The organism is Paraburkholderia guartelaensis (genome assembly GCF_004353905.1).
GTDB classification, from domain to species: Bacteria; Pseudomonadota; Gammaproteobacteria; order Burkholderiales; family Burkholderiaceae; genus Paraburkholderia; species Paraburkholderia guartelaensis.
Map to the genome: position 1 here is coordinate 41235 of NZ_SMOD01000052.1, position 6315 is coordinate 47549.

Annotated in this window: 8 protein-coding genes; 2 read left to right on the top strand and 6 right to left on the bottom strand. The window is 66.5% G+C overall.

Going from position 1 to position 6315, the window contains the following annotated elements:
* Positions 1-65: 65 nt before the first annotated feature.
* The 6 genes from E1N52_RS37935 to E1N52_RS37960 all read right to left on the bottom strand — a co-directional run bounded on the left by E1N52_RS37935 (position 66) and on the right by E1N52_RS37960 (position 4780).
* Complete coding sequence (locus E1N52_RS37935) at positions 66-1214, bottom strand: DUF1501 domain-containing protein (RefSeq protein WP_133189622.1); 1149 nt, start codon at positions 1212-1214, stop codon at positions 66-68.
* Between the two features lie 5 nt (positions 1215-1219).
* A complete protein-coding gene (locus E1N52_RS37940) occupies positions 1220-2671 on the bottom strand; it encodes a DUF1800 domain-containing protein (protein ID WP_133189624.1) in 1452 nt (483 codons plus the stop codon).
* A gap of 86 nt (positions 2672-2757) precedes the next feature.
* The gene (locus E1N52_RS37945; RefSeq protein WP_133189626.1) at positions 2758-3270 is read right to left on the bottom strand and encodes a periplasmic heavy metal sensor; all 513 of its coding nucleotides are present in this window, start codon (positions 3268-3270) and stop codon (positions 2758-2760) included.
* Positions 3267-3722 carry a hypothetical protein gene (locus tag E1N52_RS37950; RefSeq protein ID WP_133189628.1) on the bottom strand — a complete coding sequence of 152 codons (456 nt, stop codon included), beginning with the start codon at positions 3720-3722 and terminating at the stop codon, positions 3267-3269. The genes E1N52_RS37945 and E1N52_RS37950 overlap by 4 nt, the downstream gene beginning before the upstream one ends.
* Positions 3719-4384, bottom strand: a complete 666-nt coding sequence (locus E1N52_RS37955; protein WP_133189630.1) for an RNA polymerase sigma factor — start codon at positions 4382-4384, stop codon at positions 3719-3721. Before E1N52_RS37955 ends, E1N52_RS37950 begins: the two co-directional genes overlap by 4 nt.
* Before the next feature lie 27 nt (positions 4385-4411).
* Positions 4412-4780, bottom strand: coding sequence for a YXWGXW repeat-containing protein (locus E1N52_RS37960; protein WP_133189632.1), 369 nt, complete (start codon positions 4778-4780; stop codon positions 4412-4414).
* A gap of 357 nt (positions 4781-5137) precedes the next feature.
* On the opposite strand from E1N52_RS37960, the gene phaP reads away from it, so the two are divergent.
* Together phaP and E1N52_RS37970 are read left to right on the top strand one after the other, a co-directional pair.
* Positions 5138-5698, top strand: a complete 561-nt coding sequence (phaP, locus tag E1N52_RS37965; RefSeq protein ID WP_133189634.1) for a TIGR01841 family phasin — start codon at positions 5138-5140, stop codon at positions 5696-5698.
* A 144-nt stretch (positions 5699-5842) separates the two neighbouring features.
* On the top strand, positions 5843-6315 hold a 473-nt coding region (locus E1N52_RS37970; RefSeq protein ID WP_281282818.1), incomplete at its 3' end, for a thiolase family protein.

A 6315-nucleotide genomic window follows, 5' to 3' on the forward strand; every position in this document is an offset into this window, starting at 1 on the left:
ATCGCATGCAAGGCATCCGGGTCCGACAAAAGCGGCCCGCTTCTGTGTGAGTCAGCGCATTCGGTTCATGCCCTTATCAAACCCGTAGTCGCATTTTTTGTGCCCGCATCGCCGAACAGCGTCGACGCCGTGCGCTGCGGATCGAGCCCGAGGCTCTCCGCGGCTGCGCCCGCGATCAATGCGTCGAGTGAGGCGGTGGGCTTGAGGTCGCGCGACTCGTAGAGATCTGCGCTGCGCAGCCCCGGCCAGTCGGCCTGCACGCGTCCGCCCGCCACGGCACCGCCCACCAGCATCGCCACCGAAGCCTGCCCGTGATCGGTGCCGCCCGTGCCGTTCGCCGCGGCCGTGCGGCCGAACTCGGTCGCCACGAGCACGGTGGTCTTGTCCCACGCGGGGCCGAGGCCGTCGCGCAGCGAGGCGAGCATCGTGTCGAGCGCCTTCAGCTGATTCCCGAGCCGCGCGTTCTGCGCGCTGTGCGTGTCCCATCCGCCGGTTTCGATCATGGCGATGCGCGGGCCGTCGGGGCGCGAGAGGAAGCCCGCGGCAAGCTTGCCGACGCTCGCGGGGTCCTGGCGCGCGCTGACGTCGCCCGCGAGCCCGCGTGCGTTCATTGCCGAAGTCCAGAGCGCGCGCAATTGCGGATCACCGTCGTAGAGTGCGGACACGCGCGTGAGCAGATCGTCGGATGCGCTGGGCAGCGCCGAGGGCGCGTACGAACTCACCTGCACCGTGCCGCGCAGCGCGAGCGGCACGGTGGGCGCGAGCGCAATGGCGTTTTCGCGCGAGGCAGGCAGCATGGCGACGAGCCGGTTGAGCCAGCCGTCCTTGACCTGGTAAGGCGCGCGGCCGCCCGTTTCCAGCACGTTCTGACCGTCGAAGTGGGAGCGGTCGCGATATGGCGAAGCGATCGCATGCACGAAGAGCGCCTGCTTCTCGCCATACATCTGCGCCATCTGGACGAGCGACGGATGCAGCGCGAACGTGCCGTCGAGTTTCGTGGCCTTGTCGATGTCGATGGCGAGCGGGCCGCGCAGCGTGGCGTAGGCGGGCTCGGCATAGGGCACGACGATGTTGAGCCCGTCGGCCGCGCCGCGCTGGATCACGAACACGAAGCGGCGCTCGGTTTCGACGCTGGCGAACACGATCTGCGGTGCGACGAGCATCGCGCCTGCGCCGGCGGCGGCGACGCGCAGGAAATGGCGGCGGGAAACCATGGCGGTTATCTCCTCAGGAAATCGGGCGAGACGAGCAGCAGGGCGATCGCAGTGGACGCGCTTTCGGCATGTGCGACCGCGCTGGCCGTGGGCGCGCTGAGCGTGGCGCCCATGAGCGTGTTGCCGAGCGTGCGCGGGTCGAGCTGGTCGCCCACGCGCGCCGAGAAGCGCTGCGCGACTTCCACGCGGCGCACGAGCGCGTCGGGCGCGGCCCAGCTCGCGGCGATGTCGTCGTAACCGGCGGGCGAGCCCGGCCGCCACACTGGCTGGCCGAGCTGCGTGAGCAGCGGCGCGGCATTGATGTTGCCTACGTCGGCGAGTTCGTGCCAGCCGAGACCTCGCATCGAAGAAACGGTCCATTCCCACGGCGTCTTGAACTTCGTATCGACGGGCGCCCACGCTTGCGGCGCTTCAATGAGCGCGCGGTAGACGGTAGGCAGGTCGCCGCCGCTTTGCTCGAAGGCGAGCGCAAGGCGCTCGGTGAGCGCCGGTGGCGGATTGTCGGCGACGAAGTGACGTGCGAGCTGGAACGCGATATGGCGGCTCGTGGCGCTCGCGTGTGCGAGGTCGTTCAGTATGGCGAGCGCCTGCTGCTCGCCCGGTTGATCGTAGCGCTTGCCCATCACGGTACGCGCGCCTGGCTCGTGCAGCGCGGGGCGAAACACGAAGCTGCCGGGCGCGGCATTGCCGGGCTGCGGCCCGCGCACGCCAGCCACGCTCCAGCCCGTGAGCGCACGCGCAAATTCGGTCACGTCGTCCTGCGTGTAGCCGGTGCGCACGCCGAGCGTGTGCAGTTCCATGATCTCGCGTGCGAGGTTCTCGTTCAGGCCGCGCTTGTGCGCGGGGTCGCGCTGATCGGCGCGCAGTGCGGCGCGGCTGTCGGGCCCAACCGAGCGCGTCTGATCGAGAAAGAGCTGCATGGCAGGGTGCTGCTCGACGGCGACCAGCATGTCCGCAAAATTGCCGAGCACGTGCGGCCGTATCGCTTCCATTTCGAACGCGCCGGCAATGCCCGCAATCAGCGCCTTGTCCACCGATACGGCGAAGTGGTTCGACCAGAAATGCACGAGGCGCTCGACGAACGGCGTGTCGGTCTGCAAGGCGCTCGTGAGGCGCGCGTTGACCGCGTTGCGGTAGATGCCCACGCTCTCGCGGCGGATCGCCTGGTTGACCGCACGGCGTGCGGCTTGTTGCGGGTTGTCTTGTGCATTCGTCACGGAAGCCGCGCTCGCTGCCGCGTCGCCTGCCATGCCTTGCTGGCGTTCCTCTCCGAAGCGCGCGGCGAGCGCCAGCGTGCCGGGCTCGTTGCGCCACGCCGCGGGCAAAGGTTCATATGCGGAGAACTGGCCGAGCAGCCAGCCTTGAGGGTTGGCGGGCGGCGTCTCGTTGGCGCGCGCGCCGAGGCCGAAGCGGTTCATGGCGATCGCGCCGGCGCGGGCATTCGAAAGGCTTTCCATGCGCGGTCCTTGTGCTCGATGGAGCGTTGCGTATTCTCGTTAAACGCTCATCGCACGCGCTATCCGTCGCTGGTCCGCCAAATTTTTTACTGCGCGCCGCTCGCCTCGCTTACCGCCTTCTGCGGCTGCTTTTGCTGCTGCGCCGGCAGACGCCACTGGCCGCGCTTTTCGAGCCCTTCGACAAACTTCACGCGTTCGTCGGGCGTGAGCGTGGCCGCGAAATCGACTACGCCGCTTTCGATTTGCGCGCGCAATGCGCTGTCGGCGGTGCGCGTACGCGTGAGCGCTGCGTCGATGGCGTTGCGGTCGAGTTGCGGCGCGGCGAGCAGATCGAGCACCTCGCGCCGTCCGTCGCGTCCGTCGCGCGCGTACTGGCGGCCTTCGCGGCGCGAGGACTTGAGCGCTTGAGCGAACTGCTGCTGGCGTTCCGGCGAAAGTTCCTCGGTGGCGAAGCGCAACGCCACGCGCTGCGCCGGTTGCACCTGCGGTTCGCCGCGTACGGCGAACCAGCGCCACGCACCGCCCGCAATTCCGCCGAGCAGAAAAACGTTCAGGACTACCGAGCCGACGAGCAGCGTTTTCCATGAGCAGCCGTTCATTCGTCACTCCCTTCGGCGCCGGGGTTGAGGTTCGCTTCGCTCCAGTCCGAACTCGTCCCGCCGAAGCTCGTGCTGAGATACGTCTCGTGCGGTGCTGTGGGCGGCGTGCCGCCGAGGACGACAAACGATATCGTCAGCGCGCCCGCGAGCGCGCCCGCGAGGCCTACGCCCGCGAATGCCGCGCCGGACCACCAGAAGCTGCGGCGCTTCGCGGCCGCAACGGGTTTGACCGATGCGCCCGCAACGATCTGGTCGAACAGCGCGCGTGAGGGCGGTGCGACCATATCGCGGGAGAGCCAGCTATCGAGCTCCATGGCTTCGTCGAGCGCTCCGTTGGCTTCGGCGCGGTGCGCGCGCGCCCATTCGAGCGCGTCCTGGCGCTCGTGCTGCGGCCAGCGTTGCGGGTCGGCGCCATAGGCGGCGACGAGCGTGTGGAATCGTTCGGGTGTCATACGGAGTCCTTACCGGCAGCTTCGCCGGCCAGTTGTGCGCGCAGGGTGCGCCGGGCGCGCGCCAGCAGGCTTTCGAGCGCGTCCACCGAAATATCCATCAGGCTGGCTGCTTCGAGGTTCGAAAGCTCCTGATAGTAAGTGAGCACGAGTGCTTCGCGCTGCCGCACGGGCAGCGCGGCCAGTGCGGCTCGCACGCGTTCGTCGCGCGTGCGCGCTTCGATCTGCTGGTCGGGCGAGCCTGCGGGATCGGGTGTCGGCTCGCTCATGGCGTGCACGTCTTCCACGGTCTCTTCGCGGCGTCCGCGCAAGCGGTCGTAGCAGAGATTGAGCGCCACGCGATGCAGCCACGTGTCGAATTTCGCTTCGCCGGTGCGCCAGGTCGGCGCCTGTTTCCAGATCCGCACGAAAGCTTCCTGTGCGACGTCTTCGGCTTCGCTGTGGTCCCCCAGCATGCGTGTGGCGAGTGCGATGAGGCGCGGCAGCTTGCTCGCGACGAGCGCGCGCACGGCAAGCGGATCCCGCGCGCCGACACGCGCGACGAGTTCCGCATCTGGATCGCGTTCGTTCAAGGCCGTCCCGGCCTTGTTGGTCTGCAACGATGGAACCGCAGGCGAACCCGCTGCCGCGCCGTCATAGTCGTTTCTCAGTTTGAAGTCGGGCATTCACACCTTATGCCGGTCGATGCCGCGTTATGCCCAGTGGCCCGGAATCCATCGCCAGTTCGGGCCGTCCTCGACCCAGTGGCCCGGCACCCAGTTATAGCCCGTGCGGGCTTCTTCCCAGCGGCCCGGTTCCCAGACGTACACGCCCCGGTCCCAGCGCCAGTGGCCGGATTGCCACACATAGCCCTGGCGCGGCGGCGGGGCGGTTTCTTCCCGCGGCGGAGGCGGCGGCGAAGTGGGCGCGACGACCACGGGCTGCTGTGGCGACTCGTTTGGCGCGACGATCACAGGCTGCTGTGGTGGCTCATTTGGCTGGACGACCACGGCCTGCGCGAGCGCGGCCGTTGCGGTGCAGGCAAGCAGCGTGGCGGCAAATGACGAACGCAGTGCTTTCATATTGTCTCTCCCTTGATGCAGAGGGGTCAGCAGCCCCTATAAAGACTTAAACGGCGCCGCGGGGAAAATCCGTCGCGGGCCATCTCTCACCATGCAATTTCCGCGCTCAGCGTCGAACTTACCGACCCGGAAAGCAGGTTGCTTGACATCTGCAAGTTCCGAACCCGAAAGAGTTACGGTAAGGGTTTTTACCTAATATGAAGCGCCACAAAATTGTTAAATTTCTGTCTTAGAATGGACACTCTAGATTGACTGCGGCGATGCAGCATTAGTTTTCAAACATAGGAATACAGCCGCAAGTCAGGCCATCGGGGGTTGGCGCTTTAATTAGTAAGACTAACCAAGGAGTATGAGCTGATGTCCGTTTCCGCACCCGAACAATTCCGCGCGAACTACCAGGCTGGCGTCGCAGCGTTCTTTGCGCTTACGAAGCCCGTTGTCGAGGGCGTGCAGGCCATGATCGATCTCAACGTCCAGGCCAGCAAGGCTGCCATCGCTGAAAGCGAAGCGACGCTCAAGGGCGCCCTCGAAAGTGGCAATCCCGCTGAGTTCCTGACGCAGCAATTTGGTGCGTCGCAACAAGCCGCCGCCAAGGCCATGTCGTACGGCCGCCATCTCGTCGACATCGCGACGACGACCCAAAACGAGTGGATTCAAGCCGCCCAGGCACAATCGGGCGAGAACGAGCAGCGCTTCAAGGCCTTTTCCGAAGGTCTGACCCAAAACGCGCCCGTGGGCGCTGAGCCCTTCGTCGCGGCCATGAATTCGACGTTCGCAGCCGTGAACAATGCCGCCGAAACGCTGCGCGGCGTGACCCGCCAGGCCATCGAAACGGCCCAGAGCGGTTTCCAGAACGTCGTCGCTTCCGCCCAGGAAGCCGTGCCGACTGCCGCCAAGGCAAGCTCGGCCAAGGCCTGATTCGCGTTCCTGCCCACCGGCAATACGCCAATACGCTTCAATACGCGTCTTCGTCGTTCTAAATGAACGACGAGGGCGCGGCGTTTGCCGGTTCAGCTTTCCAGACATCGATATTCCAGTGCATTTGCACAGCAGGAGCTCAACATGACTGACATTGTGATCGTTTCGGCCGCACGTACGGCAGTAGGCAAATTCGGCGGCTCGCTCGCGAAGGTGGCGGCGCCTGATCTGGGCGCAATCGTCATCAAGGCCGCGCTCGAGCGCGCGGGTGTTACGCCCGACCAGGTGAGCGACGTGATCATGGGTCAGGTGCTGACCGCGGGTTCGGGCCAGAACGTGGCGCGCCAGGCGTCGATCAAGGCGGGCCTGCCCGCGGCCGTGCCCGCCATGACGATCAACAAGGTGTGCGGCTCCGGCCTGAAGGCGGTGATGCTCGCGGCCAACGCGATCATCGCAGGCGATTCGGACATCGTCGTGGCCGGCGGCCAGGAGAACATGAGCGCCGCGCCGCACGTGCTGCCGGGCTCGCGCGACGGCTTCCGCATGGGCGACGCGAAGCTCATCGACAGCATGATCGTCGACGGCCTGTGGGACGTGTACAACCAGTACCACATGGG

Excerpts from the sequence above, each read along its gene's own strand:
- E1N52_RS37935 (WP_133189622.1), bottom strand. The coding sequence starts at position 1,214 with ATGGTTTCCCGCCGCCATTTCCTGCGCGTCGCCGCCGCCGGCGCAGGC.
- E1N52_RS37940 (WP_133189624.1), bottom strand. The coding sequence starts at position 2,671 with ATGGAAAGCCTTTCGAATGCCCGCGCCGGCGCGATCGCCATGAACCGC.
- E1N52_RS37945 (WP_133189626.1), bottom strand. The coding sequence starts at position 3,270 with ATGAACGGCTGCTCATGGAAAACGCTGCTCGTCGGCTCGGTAGTCCTG.
- E1N52_RS37950 (WP_133189628.1), bottom strand. The coding sequence starts at position 3,722 with ATGACACCCGAACGATTCCACACGCTCGTCGCCGCCTATGGCGCCGAC.
- E1N52_RS37955 (WP_133189630.1), bottom strand. The coding sequence starts at position 4,384 with ATGCCCGACTTCAAACTGAGAAACGACTATGACGGCGCGGCAGCGGGT.
- E1N52_RS37960 (WP_133189632.1), bottom strand. The coding sequence starts at position 4,780 with ATGAAAGCACTGCGTTCGTCATTTGCCGCCACGCTGCTTGCCTGCACC.
- phaP (WP_133189634.1), top strand. The coding sequence starts at position 5,138 with ATGTCCGTTTCCGCACCCGAACAATTCCGCGCGAACTACCAGGCTGGC.